The organism is Cryobacterium sp. TmT2-59, from assembly GCF_004403545.1.
Classification (GTDB): domain Bacteria; phylum Actinomycetota; class Actinomycetes; order Actinomycetales; family Microbacteriaceae; genus Cryobacterium; species Cryobacterium shii.
In genome coordinates this window covers 32,055-50,617 of sequence record NZ_SOGM01000042.1, presented here as the reverse complement: position 1 = coordinate 50,617, position 18,563 = coordinate 32,055, and the positions used below count along the sequence as shown (strand labels likewise).

General features: G+C 68.4%; 15 protein-coding genes. 12 read left to right on the top strand and 3 right to left on the bottom strand.

What is annotated here, in order from left to right:
• Positions 1 to 25 precede the first annotated feature (25 nt).
• Entirely contained in the window at positions 26 to 1,510 is a 1,485-nt protein-coding gene (locus E3T24_RS06880) for an ABC transporter permease (RefSeq protein ID WP_134365676.1), read from the bottom strand.
• 172 nt (positions 1,511 to 1,682) lie between these two features.
• Here E3T24_RS06880 and E3T24_RS06875 point away from each other — a divergent pair, with 172 nt between their 5' ends.
• From E3T24_RS06875 to E3T24_RS06850, 6 genes are all read left to right on the top strand, one after another.
• Complete coding sequence (locus tag E3T24_RS06875) at positions 1,683 to 2,429, top strand: response regulator transcription factor (RefSeq protein WP_134365675.1); 747 nt, start codon at positions 1,683 to 1,685, stop codon at positions 2,427 to 2,429.
• Positions 2,429 to 3,907 carry a HAMP domain-containing sensor histidine kinase gene (locus tag E3T24_RS06870; RefSeq protein ID WP_134410696.1) on the top strand — a complete coding sequence of 493 codons (1,479 nt, stop codon included), beginning with the start codon at positions 2,429 to 2,431 and terminating at the stop codon, positions 3,905 to 3,907. Before E3T24_RS06875 ends, E3T24_RS06870 begins: the two co-directional genes overlap by 1 nt.
• Positions 3,908 to 4,581: 674 nt before the next feature.
• On the top strand, positions 4,582 to 5,097 hold the full coding sequence (rplJ, locus tag E3T24_RS06865) for a 50S ribosomal protein L10 (protein ID WP_134365673.1): 516 nt from the start codon (positions 4,582 to 4,584) through the stop codon (positions 5,095 to 5,097).
• Between the two features lie 52 nt (positions 5,098 to 5,149).
• Positions 5,150 to 5,533 (top strand): 50S ribosomal protein L7/L12, encoded by a 384-nt coding sequence (gene rplL, locus E3T24_RS06860; RefSeq protein ID WP_134365672.1) that lies wholly within the window; start codon positions 5,150 to 5,152, stop codon positions 5,531 to 5,533.
• A gap of 162 nt (positions 5,534 to 5,695) precedes the next feature.
• On the top strand, positions 5,696 to 6,166 hold the full coding sequence (locus E3T24_RS06855; protein WP_134365671.1) for a MarR family transcriptional regulator: 471 nt from the start codon (positions 5,696 to 5,698) through the stop codon (positions 6,164 to 6,166).
• Positions 6,167 to 6,225: 59 nt separating this feature from the next.
• Entirely contained in the window at positions 6,226 to 7,434 is a 1,209-nt protein-coding gene (locus E3T24_RS06850) for an MFS transporter (RefSeq protein WP_241975915.1), read from the top strand.
• 28 nt (positions 7,435 to 7,462) lie between these two features.
• Here the strand turns inward: E3T24_RS06850 and E3T24_RS06845 are convergent, their stop codons facing one another.
• Positions 7,463 to 8,491 carry a LacI family DNA-binding transcriptional regulator gene (locus E3T24_RS06845; protein ID WP_134402781.1) on the bottom strand — a complete coding sequence of 343 codons (1,029 nt, stop codon included), beginning with the start codon at positions 8,489 to 8,491 and terminating at the stop codon, positions 7,463 to 7,465.
• Positions 8,492 to 8,798: 307 nt separating this feature from the next.
• Here E3T24_RS06845 and E3T24_RS06840 point away from each other — a divergent pair, with 307 nt between their 5' ends.
• From E3T24_RS06840 to E3T24_RS06825, 4 genes are all read left to right on the top strand, one after another.
• Positions 8,799 to 10,118 carry an ABC transporter substrate-binding protein gene (locus E3T24_RS06840; protein WP_134365668.1) on the top strand — a complete coding sequence of 440 codons (1,320 nt, stop codon included), beginning with the start codon at positions 8,799 to 8,801 and terminating at the stop codon, positions 10,116 to 10,118.
• A 194-nt stretch (positions 10,119 to 10,312) separates the two neighbouring features.
• A complete protein-coding gene (locus E3T24_RS06835; RefSeq protein ID WP_134365667.1) occupies positions 10,313 to 11,446 on the top strand; it encodes a sugar ABC transporter permease in 1,134 nt (377 codons plus the stop codon).
• Positions 11,443 to 12,411 carry a carbohydrate ABC transporter permease gene (locus E3T24_RS06830; protein WP_134365666.1) on the top strand — a complete coding sequence of 323 codons (969 nt, stop codon included), beginning with the start codon at positions 11,443 to 11,445 and terminating at the stop codon, positions 12,409 to 12,411. The genes E3T24_RS06835 and E3T24_RS06830 overlap by 4 nt, the downstream gene beginning before the upstream one ends.
• Before the next feature lie 156 nt (positions 12,412 to 12,567).
• A complete protein-coding gene (locus E3T24_RS06825) occupies positions 12,568 to 14,454 on the top strand; it encodes an ABC transporter ATP-binding protein (RefSeq protein WP_134365665.1) in 1,887 nt (628 codons plus the stop codon).
• A gap of 301 nt (positions 14,455 to 14,755) precedes the next feature.
• On the opposite strand, the gene E3T24_RS06820 is transcribed toward E3T24_RS06825, so the two are convergent.
• Positions 14,756 to 15,493 carry a DUF3105 domain-containing protein gene (locus E3T24_RS06820; protein WP_134365664.1) on the bottom strand — a complete coding sequence of 246 codons (738 nt, stop codon included), beginning with the start codon at positions 15,491 to 15,493 and terminating at the stop codon, positions 14,756 to 14,758.
• 312 nt (positions 15,494 to 15,805) lie between these two features.
• Here E3T24_RS06820 and E3T24_RS06815 point away from each other — a divergent pair, with 312 nt between their 5' ends.
• Positions 15,806 to 17,170, top strand: coding sequence for a cystathionine beta-synthase (locus tag E3T24_RS06815; RefSeq protein ID WP_134434462.1), 1,365 nt, complete (start codon positions 15,806 to 15,808; stop codon positions 17,168 to 17,170).
• Positions 17,171 to 17,235: 65 nt separating this feature from the next.
• On the top strand, positions 17,236 to 18,390 hold the full coding sequence (locus tag E3T24_RS06810) for a cystathionine gamma-synthase (RefSeq protein ID WP_134365662.1): 1,155 nt from the start codon (positions 17,236 to 17,238) through the stop codon (positions 18,388 to 18,390).
• Positions 18,391 to 18,563: the final 173 nt, after the last annotated feature.

The window sequence follows — 18,563 nt, the reverse complement described above, 5'->3', positions numbered from 1 at the left end:
GGTCGCAGCCGGAAGCGGGCAGTGGTCAGGCGATGCTGCGGAGGGCCTCCGCTGGGCGGAGCCGGGACGCGCGCCAGCCGCCGATCACGCCGGCCAGCAGCCCGCCCAGAACGGCCAGGCCGACCGCCAGCAGGATGACCGAGGCCGTCACCGGAGCGCTCAGCACGATGTCGGAGGTGGCGGCCGCCTGGGCTGCGCCGCCGAAGCCGGGCCCGGCCCCGCCGGGTCCACCGGCACCGAAGCCGGCGCCGGGACCGGCCGCGGCCACGCTGGTGGCTCCCGCGGTCAGGGTCGGGGCGACCAGGTTGATCACGAGGATGCCGAGCAGACCGATGGCGATGCCCGCGGCACCGCCGAGCGGGCCCTGCACGAGCGATTCGTCCGCGACCTGGCGCACGATCTTGCCGTTGGACCAGCCGATGGCCTTGAGCGTGCCGAATTCACGGGTGCGCCGGGTGACGCCGGAGATGGTGGACAGGATGGCGATCAGGAACGCCGCCGCCGCCAGCACGATCAGCGACAGCCACAGACCGAGGTTCTTCACCAGGTCGGAGGCGCTGGCGAGCGACCCGGAGACGCTGGATGCGAGGTCGGCCTGGGTGTCGACCGTGGCGGCGGGGAGCGCCTTCTCGATGTCGGCCTGCACCTGGGCGATGTCCGTCGACGAGGCCGCCTGCACGTAGACGGTCGAGATCTGCCCGGTCAGGCCGGAGAGGGTCTGGGCCACGTCCAGCGGGATGTAGACGTTCGCGGCGGTGTCGGCGTCGGCGGTGGCGGCGGTGACGAGGCCGACGACGGTGAAGTCGGTGCCGGCGATGCTGACGGTGTCACCCGTGGCCAGGGACGCGGTCGTGGCGTAGCTGGAGTCGAGGACGGTGACGTTCGCGCCGGCATCCGTGCTGGTCAGGGAGCGACCGTCGGTGAGGGTGACCGCGGAGAGCGGGCCGACGGCCTCATCGGCCGGGTCCAGACCCAGCACGGAAAAGGAGTCGACATTGAAGGAGCTGCCGCCGGCGCCGTCCGGACCGCCGTCGGGCGGAGTGGCGCCGCCAGCCGGCGGGGTGCCCTGCGTCTGGGAGCCGGGCAGGGCCCCGTTGAAGGTCGTGTTGTTGAGGGACAGGGTCGCGGCAGCGGCGGAGACGTTGTCGACCGCGCTGACCGTGCCGAGCGCGGCCTGGTCGAAGGTGAAGGTGCCCCAGCCGGCGCTGAGCCTGGCCTGGCTGACGGATGTCGTTCCGTCGGCGGTCGTGCCGTCCGCGGCCCCGAAGTCGAACTTCTGTGGCCCGCCGGCGGCATCCCCTTCGGCGGGGGCCGTCGGGGTTAGGTTGACCGTGATGTCCGTGCCCACGCCGTAGACCGAGCCGAGCACGGTCGCCTGGGCGAGTTGCACGCCGCTGGACACCGCGTTCACGATGATGACCAGGGCGATGGCCAGCGCCATGCCGATCGCGACGATCGCGGTCTGCTTGCGGCGGCCCGCAAGCTCCCACCGCAGGTAAGTGACAAACATGAGTCTCCAGTTCCGGGGGCCGTCCGGCCTCCCGGTCTGAAGCTAGGGAGGCGGTCTATTCCGGGGGTATCGCCATCCTGTGAAAACGCTGAGAGGGGCGCGATCACTCTTTTCACAGCGGCACCAGAGGGCGCACATAGGTTTCTCATAGAAAACTCCGAATACTGAGAATATGAGCACTCGTGAGAATGATCGGGCGGTTCGTGGACCGCGCCTCCACAAAGCGGATGGCAGCCCGATCCGGGTCCTGGTGGTCGACGACGAGCCCACGCTCACGGATCTGCTCTCGATGGCGCTCCGCTACGAGGGCTGGGAGGTGCGCACCGCCGCCGAGGGGCGCCAGGCTCTCACGATCGCCCGGGAATTCAGGCCGGATGCGATCGTGCTCGACATCATGCTGCCCGACATCGACGGGCTGCAGGTGCTGCAGCGGGTCCGCGCGGACGGCAACGAAACCCCCGTCCTCTTCCTCACCGCCAAGGACTCCCTCGACGACCGGCTCAAGGGCCTGACGGCCGGCGGCGACGACTACGTCACCAAGCCGTTCAGCCTGGAGGAGGTGGTGGCCCGGCTCCGCGGACTCATCCGCCGTTCCACCCTCGCCGTGGCGGACTCCAACGACCCCCGGATCTCGGTCGGCGACCTCACCCTCGATGAGGACAGCTACGAGGTGTCCCGCGGGGGAGACGCGATCGAACTCACGGCCACGGAGTTCGAATTGCTGCGTTTCCTGATGCGCAATCCCCGGCGGGTGCTGAGTAAGGCGCAGATCCTGGACCGGGTCTGGAGCTACGACTTCGGCGGAAAATCCTCCGTCGTCGAGATCTATATCTCCTATCTGCGCAAGAAGGTCGATGCCGGGCGTGAGCCGATGATCCACACCGTGCGCGGTGCCGGCTACATGCTGAAGACAGCGTGATGACGAGCACGAGGGCGCGGCGATCCCGCGCGCCCTGGACGCTCCGCCGCCGGCTCGTGCTCGCGGTCGTCGGCCTCCTCACGCTGGTCAGCATCGCCATCGGCCTGGTCAGTGTCGCCATTCTGCGCGCGTCCCTGATCGACGGGCTCGACCAGCAGCTGCGTTCAGCCTCCGAGCGCTCCGGCGTGGTCATCGACGGCCGCCGGGATTCGGACGACGAGGCCCCCGCGTTCACGCCGACGGCGGAAATGATTTTGAGCGGCCCGGCCCAGCAGTCCGGCACCCTCGCGCTGGTCTTCGACGGCTCGACCATCACGGCCGGGTACACCGAGGAGGAGAGCGGCGCGATCATCGCGCTTACCGCCGGGCAGGTCAAGCTCCTGGCCGATCAGATGCAGGAGAAAACCGCCGTCACGGTCGACCTCGGCGGTGACGCCGGCAGCTACCGGATCCGGGCGGACACGAACCGCAACGGCACCCTCTACCTGGTCGGCCTGCCCCTGGCCGGAGTGCAGAACACGGTCGCCCAGCTGGGCATCATCGTCGCGGTGGTGTCCCTGGTCGGCATCCTCATCGTCGCCGTTCTGGCCACCCTGATCGTGCGGCTGGCCCTGCGGCCGCTGGCCCGCGTGACCCAGACGGCCACGCGCGTGTCCGAGCTGCCGCTGGATCACGGCGAGGTCTCCCTGGTCGAGCGGGTGCCCGCCGCCGACACCGACCCGCGCACGGAGGTCGGTCAGGTGGGGGCGGCCCTGAACCGCATGCTCGACCACGTCGACGTCGCGCTGGAGACCCGGCAGGCCAGTGAGCGAAAGGTGCGCCAGTTCGTCGCCGACGCCAGCCACGAGTTGCGCACCCCGCTCGCCTCGATCCGGGGCTACGCGGAACTGACCCGGCGCTCCGGCCAGGAGCTGCCGGCGGATACCGTGCACGCCCTGGACCGGATCGAGTCCGAGTCCGTGCGGATGACCGGCCTGGTCGAGGACCTGCTCCTCCTGGCCCGGCTCGACGAGGGCCGGGAGCTCGAGCACGGCCCGGTCGACCTGACCAGCCTGCTCGTGGACGTCGTCAGCGACGCGCACGCCGCCGGACGGGACCGGGTGCTGAACCTGGACCTGCCGGACGAACCGGTGCAGATCGCCGGCGATGCCGCCCGGCTGCACCAGGTCTTCGCGAACCTGCTGGCCAACGCCCGCATCCACACGCCGCCCGAAACCACGGTCGAAGTGGCTCTCTCGGTGGCAGACGACCGTGCGGTCGTGACGGTGACGGATGACGGCCCCGGCATCCCCGAGAACCTCCGGTCCACCCTGTTCGAGCGTTTCGCCCGCGGCGACAGCTCCCGCTTCCGCGGCACCGGCAGCACCGGCCTCGGTCTGGCCATCGCCCAGGCCGTCGTGGCCGCGCACCACGGCGACGTCTCGGTCGAGAGCCGCCCCGGCTTCACCCGCTTCCGCGTGGCCCTGCCCCTCACCTGACCTGCCCCTCACTCGCCCCTCAACCGCCCCCGGCTCCGTGCGAATTCGACGGAGATTTTGCTCTAGAAAGCGGGTTTGAGCCCGAAACCGGCAGTTTCGGGCAAAATCTCCGTCGAATTGGTTCAGGAGCGTGGCAAACGGATGCCCGGACCCGGCGCCACCGAACGACCCGCTGCTGCGGCATCCGTTGCGTTGCTCGCGCCCGCAGTCCGCGCCCGCCCGCAGTCCGCGCCCGCCCGCAGCCCGCGCCCGCCCGCAGCCTCCGCATCCCGCGCCGCCCGCAAACCGCCCCGACCACCCCCGCCCGAACTAATTCGACGGAGATTTTGCTCTAGAAAGCGGGTTTGAGCCCGAAACCGGCAGTTTCGGGCAAAATCTCCGTCGAATTGGTTCAGAGCGGGTGACCGGGCGCCCCAGCCACGCAGCAACCAGACGGATCCGGATTTGCGCCGGCCCGCGGCATCCCGTAACGTAGGGAAAAGCCAAAGACCGCCGGTTATTGCTCTGTGCAGAAATGCACAGGCAATCGAAGGTTCATTCACGTGAACGGCCCGCGCAGGATTCGAAGTCAGACTGCATTCCTCGAGAATGCGTTCCCAGCTCCGGCGCCTGCGTCGGAGCTTTTTTCATGTCTGCTCCCCGGGCTACCGGCACATGAAACCAAGAGGAGCGCCATGGCGAACAAGGAAGCAACGGTCGCCGAGCTTACGGAGAAATTCCAGAGCTCGACCGCCGTTCTGCTCACCGAGTACCGCGGTCTCACTGTTGCGCAGCTCAAGACGCTGCGCGTTTCCATCAGTGCGGACGCCACGTACGCCGTGGTGAAGAACACGCTGACCAAGATTGCGGCCAACAACGCCGGCATCACGTCGTTTGACGACGAGCTTGTCGGTCCGTCCGCAATCGCATTCGTTCACGGAGACCCTGTCGCCGTTGCGAAGACCCTGCGTGCCTTTACCAAGGCAAACCCTCTCCTGGTAGTGAAGGGTGGTTACTTCGACGGTAACCCGCTCACCGCCGCAGAGGTAGGCAAGCTCGCCGACCTCGAGTCCCGCGAAGTGCTGCTGGCCAAGCTGGCCGGCGCATTCAAGGCCTCGCTGTTCGGAGCCGCATATCTGTTCAACGCACCGCTGTCGAAGGCTGTTCGCACCATCGAGGCGCTGCGTGAGAAGCAGGAGTCCGCGAACTAGGCATCGGCCTGGCATCGCGGTGAGTAACTAAGAAACTATAGGGAGAAAAATCATGGCAAAGCTTTCCACCGAAGAATTGCTCGAACAGTTCAAGGGCCTGACCCTCATCGAGCTCTCCGAGTTCGTCAAGGCGTTCGAGGAGACCTTCGAGGTCACCGCTGCTGCTCCGGTCGCCGTTGCCGGCGCTGCTGGTCCTGCTGCACCCGCTGAAGAGGTCGAAGAGCAGTCCGCTTTCGACGTCATCCTCGAGGCTGTCGGCGACAAGAAGATCCAGGTCATCAAGGTTGTGCGCGAGCTCACCAGCCTGGGCCTCGGCGAGGCCAAGGCCGTCGTCGATGGCGCGCCGAAGGCCGTCCTCGAAGGCGTCTCCAAGGAGGCCGCTGAAAAGGGCAAGGCTGCTCTCGAAGCTGCCGGCGCCACCGCAGTCCTCAAGTAGCAGGCGCCCCTCACGGGGCTCTCGCTCTTCGCTCACGCGGAGGAATGATCGGCGCGAGCCGATTGCGCTCTGACGGGCGTCGCATCCACTGGATGCGGCGCCCGTTCGTCGTTAACCCCGCAGCCGCGATTTATATATAGCCAAGCTATGTATAGTTGACGGATGTCCACGACACTCCTCGATCTGCTCGGCGACCTGATCACGGTCAACCACCGGGTCACCCGCCTGGCCGCCCAGGCCGCGAACGGCACCGAATCCCCGGCCGTCTGGCGGACGCTGAGCGTGCTGCGCCAGACCGGACCGATCCGCCTCGGCGAGCTGGCCGTGCGCAGCCGCGTCTCCCAGCCCACCGCCACGAAGCTCGTCAGCCACCTGGCCGAGCGCGGCTGGGCCGAGCGCCTGGCCGATCCGCTCGACGCCCGGGCGGCCCGCACCCGGGTCACCGCCTCCGGCGAGGCCGCCCTCGCGGCCTGGCGTACCGAGCTGGCCACCGCCCTGCTGCCGCTGTTCAGCGACCTGCCCGCCGCCGACGTCGAGGTCCTCGAACGCGCGATCGCCATCCTGCGGGAACGCGTGGATGCCGGCGAACCGGCCCCACCGGCCGAACCGGGCGACGCGGCGGTCGCGCTGTGAGCCGGGCCGCGAGCACCGCGCCGCAGTCCCAGCAGTCCACGCGGTCACCGGCCGCCAGCATCCTGCACCAGCCGACCGCGGTCTGGGCGGTGGCCTTCGCCTGCGTGATCGCCTTCATGGGCATCGGCCTGGTCGACCCGATCCTGCCGGCCATCACCCGCGACCTCGAGGCCACCCCGACCGAGACCGAGATGCTCTTCACCAGCTACCTCGTGGTCACCGGCGTCGCCATGTTCTTCACCAGCTGGATCTCGAGCCGGATCGGCGCCAAACGCACCCTGCTGATCGGCCTGGCCCTGATCGTCGCGTTCGCGCTGGCCTCCGGGATGTCCCAGAGCGTCGAGGCGGTGATCGGCTTCCGGGCGGGCTGGGGTCTCGGCAACGCCCTCTTCATCTCCACCGCGCTGGCCACGATCGTCGGCGCAGCCTCGGGCGGGACGTCCTCGGCCATCATCCTCTACGAGGCCGCGCTCGGGCTCGGCATCGCGATCGGCCCGCTGATCGGCGGCCTGCTCGGCAGCCTCAGCTGGCGCGGGCCGTTCTTCGGCAGCGCCTCGCTGATGGCCGTCGGCTTCGCGGCGATCGTGGTGATGTTGAAGACGGATGCCCCCGCACCGGTCCCGATCCGGCTCTCGGCTCCGTTCCGGGCGCTGGCCCGGCCCGCACTGGGTGTCCTCGCCGCGGCCGCGTTCTTCTACAACATCGGCTTCTTCGTGCTGCTGGCGTACACCCCGTTCGCGCTCGTGCCGCTGGGCCTCGGCAGCGCGATCACCCTCGGCCTGGTCTTCTTCGGCTGGGGGGTCTCCCTCGCGGTCACCTCCGTCTGGGTGGCGCCGCTGCTGACCAGACGGATGAAGCGCACCCATGTGCTGGCGGCCGTGCTGCCGCTGCTGGCGCTCGACCTGGTCGCCGCGGCCCTGGTGAGCGGCTCGGCGGCCGGCCTGGTCGTCTGCGTCATCGTCGGCGGGCTGCTGCTCGGCGTGCTGAACACGGTGCTGACCGAGTGCGTGATGGAGGCCACGGACCTGATGCGAGCGGTCGCGTCGTCCGCCTATTCCGGCGTGCGGTTCCTCGGCGGGGCCCTCGCGCCGCCCGCCGCGACGCTGCTCGCCGCCGCGTTCGGGCCGGCGGCGCCGTTCTTCGCGGCCGCGGCCGCCGTACTGGTGGCCGTGGCCATCCTGCTGCTGGGGCGCGCGCAGCTGCACCGGGCGAACGGGGTCGTCGACCGGCTGGAGGAAGCCGAGGCCATCGGCGCCGGCGACAGCTGAGCGCGGTGCGGCTCGGGTGCGGGGCGGCTCAGGCGCCGAGCGGCTGCCGGGGCCCGCTGGTGCTCGAACGGACGACCAGGTTCACGGGCAGCACGGTCAGGTGATTCGCCTCATCCGTGTCCGTCGGGCTCTCCAGCTCGGCCAGGAGCGACACCACGGCGAGCCGGGCCTGGCGCCGCGGATGCTGTTCTAGGGTGGTCAGCCGGAACATCTGGGCGTACGGATGCCCGTCGATCCCGATCACGGACAGGTCGGCGGGCACCTGGATCCCCAGTTCCCGGGCGGCGACGATCACGCCGATGGCGATCTCGTCGGAGGCGGCGAACACCGCCGTCGGCCGGGTGCGGGGGTCGCCGAGCACGGCCAGCCCCACGCCGTAGCCGCCGGGCAGCGTGAATTCGCAGGCGTAGAAACTGCCCTCGGTGGACAGACCCGCCTCGTTCATCGCCGAGGCGAAGCCGGTGCGGCGGTTGCTGTGCACCTTGAAGTCCATCTCGTCGGCCTCGCTGCCGCCGATGTGGAGGATGTCCTTGTGGCCGAGGCTGAGCAGGTGCTCGGTGGCGAGCCGGGCCGAGGCCACGTCGTCGATCGCGATGGTGTGCACGCCACGGATCGGGCCCCCGATGCCCACCAGCGGGCGGCCGAGGCGGTGCAGGAGGTCGACTTCGGCGTCGCTGAGGGCGACTCCGACAGAGATCACCCCGTCGAATCGCTTGCGGGCGAGGAAGTACTCGAAGACGCTGTCGCGTTCTTTCGACGCGGCCGGCAGGTTGTAGAGGGTCATGTCGTAGCCCTCTTCGAGGAGGGCCTGTTCCAGGCTCTCGAGCACCTCGGAGAAGAACCAGCGACTGATGAAGGGGATGATCACGCCGATGCTCTTCGTACGCCCGGTGACCAGGCTGGCCGCGTTGGGGGAGGCGACGTAGCCGATCTCCTTGGCCGCGGCGACGACCTTCGACCGGGTCTCCTCGGACACGTACCCGCGACCGCTGAGGGCGCGGGAAGCGGTGGCTTTGGCGACGCCGGCGAGACGCGCGACATCCGCAATCGATCTCATTCCAGCCTCCGTCCTTGGACCCGGATTTCAGACTAGCGCCTCCCCGGGCAGTATGGAACCGGTTCCATTCGGGATCGAACTGAGCTGAATGGGTTTGGGCGCTTGTTGGCCTGTTCAGGGCTATTTCGTGGCCCATCGGACCGATCTTTGCCATTTCATAACCCCAATGCTCTTGCGATTCTCCGAACGGTGCCGTAACTTATGGTGTGGAACCGGTTCCCTATCTGACCGTTTCCAGCACCTGCAGCACCCCGGTGTCCCTGGGCAAGACCACGCGAACACCGCCAACACTCAATGAGGAGGAAATATGCGGTCATCCCTGCACCGCCGTTTCACAGCACCAATCGCCATTGCGGCGATCGCCGGTCTGACCCTGGCCGGCTGTTCCGGCGGACCCGGCAGCACGACGACCGATGCGGGCGCAGCCGGTGACGGAACCGTCACGGTCTACGGGACCATCGGCGACACCGAGGCAAAACTGCTCGAAGAGTCCTGGGCCGGCTGGGAAAAAGAGAACAAGATCGACATTCAGTACGAAGCGTCGAAAGAGTTCGAAACCCAGATCGCGATCCGGGCCCAGGGCGGCAACGCTCCCGACATCGCCATCTTCCCGCAGCCCGGCCTGATGGCGGACCTCGCCAGCCGTGACTACCTCAAGCCGGCCCCGAAGGCCGTCGAGGCCAACGTCGACAAGTACTGGTCCGCGGACTGGAAGGCTTACGGCACGGTCGGGGACACCCTGTACGGCGCGCCGCTGATGGCCAGCGTCAAGGGCTTCATCTGGTACTCGCCGGCCAAGTTCAAGGAGTGGGGTGTCGAGGTTCCCAAGACCTGGGCTGACCTCCTCGCCGTGACGAAGACGATCCAGGAGAAGACCGGCGCCGCCCCGTGGTGTGCGGGCTTCGGCTCCGGCGACGCCACCGGCTGGCCGGGAACGGACTGGGTCGAGGACCTGGTCCTGCGCCAGGCCGGACCGGAGACCTACGACAAGTGGATTAAGAACGAGATCCCGTTCACGGATCCCGCCATCAAGAAGGCGTTCGACTCCGTGGGCGAGATCCTGCAGAACCCGGCCTACGTCAACGCCGGATTCGGCGACGTCCGCTCCATCAACAGCACTCCGTTCGGTGACGTGGCAGCCCCGCTCGCCGACGGAACCTGCGCCCTGCACCACCAGGCATCCTTCTTCGACGGTTTCATCACGGATGCCGGCGGCAAGGTCGGACCCGACGGCGACGTCTGGGCCTTCATCACCCCGGGTGAAGAAGCCGGCAGCCAGGCCGTGACCGGTGGTGGCGAGATCGTCGCCGCGTTCGCGGACGACGCCGACACCCAGAAGGTGCAGGAGTACCTCTCCAGCGCCGACTGGGCGAACAGCCGCGTCAGCCTCGGTGGGGTCATCAGCGCCAACTCGGGTCTTGACCCGGCCAACGCGAAGAGCCCGATCCTGCAGGAAGCCATCAAGATCCTTCAGGACCCGAAGACCACTTTCCGCTTCGACGGTTCGGACCTGATGCCCGGCTCGGTCGGCTCGGGAACGTTCTGGAAGGGCATGGTCAACTGGATCAACGGAACCCCGACCGACGAGGTGCTCACGAGCATCGAAGCCGGCTGGCCGTCGAGCTAATCTCGGCCGTTCGCTAGCACCACCCGCACCACAGCAGTCGCACTACAGCAGTTGCACCAACAACCAGAACAGGGCGGGCCGCCCTTCACAACAGAAGGGCGGCCGCGCTCGGGTGCCGGTGTACCGTTGCGTTAAGTTTTCGCAGCGCCACCAGCGAACACTGTGAGTCCACAGTCGTACTCGAGAGGTTTCCTATGTCAGCATTTCTTTCCTGGCTCGCTGGCTTGCCCGCCCTCGCGCAAGTCCCGATCATCATCTTCGCGTTCGTCGCGCTGGTGGGGGCGATCCTGTTCTTCGTCGAAATCGCCCCGCGCAAGGGCACCCTGTACACCGTCATCCGGCTGGCCGTCTGTGTGCTGGCACCGATGCTCATCCTGCTGGCCGCCGGTTCGTACTGGTGGGCCACCGCCGCCGCCGCCGTCCTCGGCGGGGTGTTCTTCATCGTCGACTACCGGTCACGGGCCGGCGCCGGCTATCTCTTCCAGCTCTTCGGCTTCCTCTCGCCCGCCATCCTGCTGCTCATCATCGGCCTGGTCATCCCGACCATCCAGACCACGGTGCAGGCGTTCATGAACTCCCGCGGAACAGCGTTCATCGGATTCGACAACTTCATCTGGGTGTTCACCCAGCCCGAGGCGATCCGCACGGTGCTCAACACGATCGTCTGGGTGCTCATAGCCCCGCTCGTGTCGACGATCGCCGGACTGGCCTACGCGGTCTTCATCGATAAGAGCCGCGGTGAGAAGTACTTCAAGATCATGGTCTTCATGCCCATGGCCATCTCCTTCGTCGGGGCGTCGATCATCTGGCGCTTCGTCTACACGGCCCGCCCGGCCAGCCAGAACCAGATCGGCCTGCTCAACCAGGTCGTGGTCTGGTTCGGCGGCCAGCCGGTCGACTTCCTCGCCAACGAACCGTGGAACACGGTCTTCCTGATCATCGTTCTGATCTGGGTGCAGACCGGATTCGCCATGGTCGTGCTCTCCGCCGCCATCAAGGGCGTGCCGGCCGAGCAGCTGGAGGCCGCGGAACTCGACGGCACCAACCCGTGGCAGAAGTTCACCAACGTCACCGTGCCCGGCATCCGTAGCGCCCTGATCGTGGTGCTGACCACGATCTCCATCGCCTCCCTCAAGGTCTTCGACATCGTGCGGACCATGACGGCAGGCGCCAACGACACCAGCGTCATCGCGAACGAGATGTACACGCAGTTCAAGAACTTCGAGCAGGGCCGCTCCGCCGCCTTCGCCGTGATCCTGTTCCTGCTGGTGCTGCCGATCGTCATCTACAACGCCCGCCAGATCCAGAAGCAGAGGGAAATCCGATGAGCGCCGTACTGCCTGTTGAAGTTCCGGACCCGACCACCAGGAACCACCTCCGCCAGGGCGAGAAACGCCTGGAGGCACCGGCCAAGCGAACCAAGAAGCGCCTGACCAGTCGCGGTGCGACGGTCGCGGCCCTGCTGATCGCCGTGCTCTGGACCGTCCCCACCTTCGGGCTGTTCGTCTCGTCGTTCCGCCCGGCCCAGGAGGTGCGCACCACCGGCTGGTGGACCCTCTTCCAGAACTGGGGCCTCACCCTCGACAACTACTCTCAGGTGCTCCAGGCCGGAAACAGCCAGCTGAACCTCGCGGGCGCGTTCATCAACTCGATCGCGATCACCCTCCCGGCCACGCTGCTGCCGCTGATCATCGCGAGCCTCGCGGCCTACGCGTTCGCCTGGATCGACTTCCGCGGCAAGAACGTGCTCTTCATCGCCGTGTTCGCACTGCAGATCGTGCCGCTGCAGATGGCCCTCGTGCCGCTGCTGAAGTTCTTCTCGCAGGGCTCGATCTTCGGAATCCCCGTGGTCACGTCGATCAGCGACGCCGGCGGCTATTCCCAGGTCTGGATCGCGCACACCATGTTCGCCCTGCCGCTGGCCATCTACCTGCTGCACAACTTCGTGTCGGAGATCCCCGCCGACGTGATCGAAGCGGCGCGGGTCGACGGCGCGGGGCACGGGCAGATCTTCTTCCGGATCGTGCTGCCGCTGACCATGCCGGCGATCGCATCCTTCGCCATCTTCCAGTTCCTCTGGGTCTGGAACGACCTGCTGGTGGCGCTGATCTTCGCGGACGGCGCGGTCGCCCCGATGACCAAGCTGCTGGCCGAGATCACCGGCACCCGGGGTCAGGACTGGCACCTGCTCACGGCCGGCGCGTTCATCTCCATCCTGGTTCCGCTGCTCGTCTTCTTCTCCCTGCAGCGTTACTTCGTGCGCGGCCTGCTGGCCGGCTCGACCAAGGGGTAGCCCGACTGCCCCACCTGATCACCGACCGTGCCCGTTCCGGTCGACTGTGCCCGTTCTGCCGGCCGCGGTCGACCGGAACGGGCACAGTCGTGTGGCGGGACTGTGAAGCCGCCGACCGGGGGCGGCCGGGGATCGCCGGGAGTTTAGAGTGAAGCCATGAGTGGAATGCACGGCGGTGGTGGCGGGCGACGAGGCCGGGTCAGCGGTGGGGACGCCGTGGCACAGCGGGCCGAGAATGCCGAGGCCCCGCGCATCCCGAACCTGCTCGGCCGGATCGCCGGACTGTTCGCCCCGCACCGCACCGCGCTGATCGTGACCGTGGTGCTGGTGTTCATCAGTGCCGGACTCTCGGTCGTGCCGCCCCTGCTGGTGCAGAGGGCCTTCGACGAGGGGCTCTTCCCGCCCGGCGGCGCGCCCGATGTGCGGCGGCTCGCCGTGCTCGTGGGCCTGATGATCGCCATCTACCTGGGGTCGCAGCTGCTCGGTGTCTGGCAGACCTGGCTGACCGCCACCGTCGGCAACTCCGTGATGGGTTCGCTCCGGGTGCGCCTGTTCACCCACCTCCAGGCGATGGAGCTGAGCTTCTTCACCCGGACGAAGACGGGCGTCATCCAGTCCCGGCTGCAGAATGACGTGGGCGGCGTCGCGAGCGTGCTCACCAACACCATCTCGAGCCTGCTCGGCAACGTCGTGACCGTGATCGCGTCCCTGGTGGCCATGCTCCTGCTGAGCTGGCAGCTGGCCATCGTCGCCGTCGTCCTGATGCCCATCCTGGTGATCGCGCAGCGCCGGGTCGGCCAGGTGCGCGCCCGGATCGCGGCGAAGACGCAGGAATCGCTGTCCGACATGACGGCCATCACCCAGGAGACGCTGAGCGTGTCCGGAATCCTGCTCTCCAAGAGCTTCACCCGTCAGCCGACCGAGATCCGCCGGTACTCCGACGAGAACGACAACCAGGTCAGGCTGCAGGTCAGCCAGCAGATGAGCGGCCAGTGGTTCTTCGCGATGGTCAGCATCTTCCTCTCCAGCATCCCCGCGATCGTCTACCTGTTCGCGGGCCTGCTGATGGCCGGCGGCACGACCGACATCACCCCGGGCACGATCGTCGCGTTCACGACCGTGCAGTCCCGGCTGTTGTTCCCGCTGCTGGGGCTGATGCGGGTCACCCTCGACCTGCAGACTTCGAGCGCCCTGTTCGCCCGCATCTTCCAGTACCTCGACCTGAAGCCGGCGATCAGTGACGCCGCGGAGGCCGCCGAGGTGCCCACGAGCGGCACGGATGTCGGCCGGGTCGAATTCGACAACGTCACGTTCGCCTACCCGGACTCTTCCCCGGACTCGCGGCCCACCCTCGACCACGTATCCTTCGCGATCGAGCCGGGACAGTTCGCGGCCTTCGTCGGTCCGTCCGGGGCCGGCAAGACCACCGTCTCTTACCTGATCCCCCGGTTCTACGAGGCGTCGGCCGGCCGCGTGCTCTTCTCCGGCGTCGACGTACGCGCCCTGCGCCAGGAGTCCCTGGTCTCCCACATCGGCATCGTCAGCCAGGAGACCTACCTCTTTCACGCGACCATCGCCGAGAACCTGCGGTACGCGAAACCGGATGCCACGGATGCCGAACTCGAGGCCGCGGCCCGGTCCGCGAGCATCCACGGCACGATCGCGTCCTTCCCCGAGGGGTACGCCACCGTCGTGGGGGAGCGCGGTTATCGTCTCTCCGGCGGCGAGAAGCAGCGGATCGCGATCGCCCGCGTGCTGCTCAAGAACCCGGAAGTGCTCATCCTCGACGAGGCCACCAGCGCCCTCGACGCCATCTCGGAGCGGGTCGTGCAGGCGGCCCTCGACACCGCGTCCCGCGGGCGCACGACCATCGCCATCGCGCACCGGCTCTCGACCATCGTGGCCGCGGACGTGATCTTCGTCGTCGACGCCGGCCGGATCGTGGAGAGCGGCACCCACTCCGAGCTGCTTGCGGCGAACGGCGTCTACGCCCGGCTGTACTCGGAGCAGAGCACGTCGTCGTCGCCGCTCCTCGCCGAGTAGGTGCCGGCCGGCTCTCCCGGCGCGCTCGCGGGGTGGCCCGCGGCATCCGTCGCCCGCCTCGCCCCTCGCCTCTCTCGCCTCTCTCGCCTCGCCACTCGCCCCTCTCGCCTCTCTCGCCTCTCCCGCCTCGCCACTCGCCCCTCTCCAGTTCTCGCGGCGCACCCTTGAGCCGCGGGCGCATGTTCTAGCGTGCGCCCGCGTGCCGAAGGTGCGCCGCGAGTGTCGCCGCGCTTGGAGGGGTCGGCCTCCCGCGGAGAGATACGCCCCGCGGAGAGGTGCGCCCCGCGGAGAGCGCGGCCGGCTAGCCGACCTTTCCGGGGGCGGCGAGGGCGCCGGAGCAGGACTCGCCCGGCTCCGGGGCGGTCGGACCGTTCAGGTAGGCGGCGGCGAAGGCCGGGATGCGCGGGTCGGCGGCCGATTCCAGCCGCAGCTGCACATTCCAGGTGGTCAGCACGATCGGTGAGCCCAGCCCGGGGTAGGGCGACACAATGACGTGGTCGCCGGGCAGGGCGGCGCGAAGCGCCGCGACGTCGACCGGGGCGAGGGCCGGGTCGTAGGTGGCCCAGACCGCGCCGTGCTCGAGGGAGTGCACCGCGTTCTCTTTCGGCACGGCCCGGTCGTAGGCCCCGCAGTCCAGCCAGACGGGACTGTGCGGGCCGCCGGTCGGCGGGGATTGCGGGTAGGTGACGGAGGTCGTGACGTGGCTCGGTTCATTGAAGTACGTCTCCAGCCCGACGATCGGGGTCGCCTCGGTCGTGGCACCGGAAGGGCCGCCCGAGGGTGCGCCCGGCGTCTCGGTGCCACCGACTCCGGTGGCTCCGGCTCCGGTGGTGCCGGCCGGCTCTCCCGGCGCGCTCGCGGGGGCGAGCACCGACGAGACGAGCAGGGCGCTCACGCCCACGGCGCCGAGCACGCCCAGGGCGAGTCCGAACCGACGGTTCCAGGCCAGGCGCCTCCGTTCGTGGGGCGAGCGCGGGGCATCCGTCGCATCGACGATGGGCGCACCGACGTCGCCCGGCGAACTATCATCAACGGGCACGGGAGGCTTTCATCATGATCGCGATTCTACGCAGCCCGCGTGGGCCTGGTGCCCGGAGGCGCCTGGCCTGCGCCCGTCCTGCGTCCGGCCTGCGCCGGGCACGCGGCGGCCGCATCTGGTGACCCCGAGCACGCTTCGCTAGAGTTGGGATCGTGCTCGTTTTGATGTCGTGTCCGCGGTGTGATCGTCGCTGGCCGACCCCGGTAATCCCACACGACCTCGCGTTTCCGTAGATTTGCGCACAGCCGGCGCGTGCAGCCTTGGCCGCGCGGCGAGTGAGAAACGGCGCGACACCATGACGAAGGACACTCCATGAAAATTGCCGACACCATCCTCGACCTCATCGGCGACACCCCCCTGGTCAAACTGCACCAGGTGACCGACGGCGTCAGCGCCACCGTGCTCGTCAAGCTCGAGTACCTCAACCCGGGCGGCTCGTCGAAGGACCGCATCGCGACGCGCATCATCGACGCCGCCGAGCGCGAGGGGCACCTGTTGCCCGGCGGCACCATCGTCGAGCCGACCTCGGGCAACACCGGCGTGGGGCTGGCGCTCGTCGCCCAGCAGCGCGGCTACCGGTGCGTGTTCGTGCTGCCCGACAAGGTAGGCGAGGACAAGCGCAACGTGCTCACGGCGTACGGCGCCGAGATCGTGGTGACCCCGACATCCGTCGCCCCTGATCACCCCGACTCCTATTACAGCGTCTCGGACCGTCTGGCCCGTGAGATCCCGGGCGCATTCAAGCCCAACCAGTACGCGAACCCGAACGGGCCGCTCAGCCACTACGAGACGACCGGGCCAGAGATCTGGCGCGACACCGACGGCCGGGTGACCCACTTCGTCGCGGGCGTCGGAACCGGCGGCACCATCACCGGCACCGGCCGCTACCTGCGCGAGGTGTCGGGCGACACCGTGCGCATCATCGGCGCGGACCCCGAGGGCTCGGTCTACTCCGGCGGCACCGGCCGGCCGTACCTGGTCGAGGGTGTGGGCGAGGACTTCTGGCCCGCCGCCTACGACCCGTCCGTGGTGCACGAGGTGATCGCCGTCTCCGACGCCGAGTCGTTCGCGATGACCCGTCGGCTTGCCCTCGAGGAGGGCATCCTGGTCGGCGGATCGAGCGGCATGGCCGTCGTCGCCGCCCTCCGCGCGGCGACGACCCTCAGCGCGGACGACACGATCGTGGTGCTTCTGCCCGACGGCGGCCGCGGCTACCTCGGCAAGATCTTCAACGACGGCTGGATGCGCAGCTACGGTTTCACCAACGCCCCGGCCGGGAACACGGTCGCCGACCTGCTCGAATCCAAGACCGGCACGCTGCCGCCCTTCGTGTACGTGCACCCGAGCGCGACCGTGCGCGACGCCATCGGCGTGATGACCGAGTCCAGTGTGTCCCGGGTGCTGGTCCTCACCGCCAAACCGCCCGTCGTGATGGGGGAGGTCGTCGGCGCGATCGACGAACGCCGCCTGATGGAGCTGGTCTTCTCCGGCGAGGCGCAGCTGGCCGATCGCGTGGGCGAGTTCGTGGCCGACTCCCTGCCTCTGATCGGCGTGAACGAGCCGGTCGCCACCGCGCGGGCCGCCTTCACCGGACACGATGCGCTGCTCGTCACCGACGGCGGCAAGCCCCTGGGCGTCATCACCCGCCACGACCTGCTCACCTACCTGAGCGTGTAAACAGGCACACAACCGTCAGACACATGACAGTCAGACAAACGAACAGCATGAATAAGGAAGACCCAATGGCTCGCACCCCCAACTTCGACACCATCGCCATCCATGCCGGGCAGGAATTCGACCCGACGACCGGCGCCGTGATCCCGCCCATCTACCAGACCTCCACGTATGTGCAGGAGAGCATCGGGCACCTTCGGGGCGGCTACGAATACAGCCGCGGCGGCAACCCGACCCGTACCGTGCTGGAGACCCTGCTGGCCGCGCTCGAGGGCGGCAAGCACGGACTGTCCTTCGCCAGCGGGCTCGCCGCGGAGGACACCATCCTGCGCGCGCTCCTGGCTCCGGGCGACCACATCGTGCTCGGCAACGACGTCTACGGCGGCACCCACCGCCTGATCAACCGGGTGCACGGCGCCTGGGGCATCCTCCATTCGACCGTGGAGATGAGCGACCTCGCCGCCGTCGAAGAGGCCATCATTCCGGGCGAGACGAAGATCCTCTGGGTGGAGACGCCCAGCAACCCGCTGATGAAGATCAGCGACATCACCGCGCTGGCCGAGATCGGGCACCGCTACGGCGTGACCGTGATCGTGGACAACACGTTCGCCTCGCCCGCGCTGCAGCATCCGTTGGCCTTCGGCGCCGACGTCGTCGTGCACTCGACCACCAAGTACCTCGGCGGCCACTCCGACGTGCTCGGCGGCGCCCTGATCATCAACGACGACGAGCTCGCCGAGAAAGCGCAGTTCCTGCAGTTCGCCGCCGGCCCGGTGTCGGCCCCGATGGATGCCTGGCTCACCGTGCGCGGAATCAAGACCCTCTCGGTGCGGATGGACCGCCACTGCAGCAACGCCCAGGCCATCGCCGAACACCTGCAGGCTCACCCGGCGATCGACCGGGTCTACTACCCGGGCCTGCCCGGCCACCCCGGCCACGAGCTGGCGAAGAAGCAGATGAGCGGCTTCGGCGGGATGCTGTCGATCGCGTTCGCGGGCGGCGCGGCCGCGGCCCGAACGTTCGCCGAGTCCACCCACCTCTTCCAGCTGGCCGAATCCCTCGGCGGGGTCGAGTCGCTGGTCAACTACCCCTCGGAGATGACGCACGCATCCGTCCGCGGCACCGAGCTGGAGGTGGCGGACAACATCATCCGTCTCTCCGTCGGTATCGAAGACGTCGCCGACCTCATCGACGACATCGACGGGGCCCTCGCCGCACTCTGATCCGGCAGCTGTTGGCGGCCGCCGGCAACGTTGGCGGCCGTCTGTTCTTGAGTCTGCATGCTCGCTGCTGAATCCCTGATCGCCTTGCATGCCGCTGATGGCATTGACCCGCTTTGCCTGTGCTGCCGCGGGCCAGGCCCGTCTCGGCGGTCCATGTGACTGTCACATCGGAG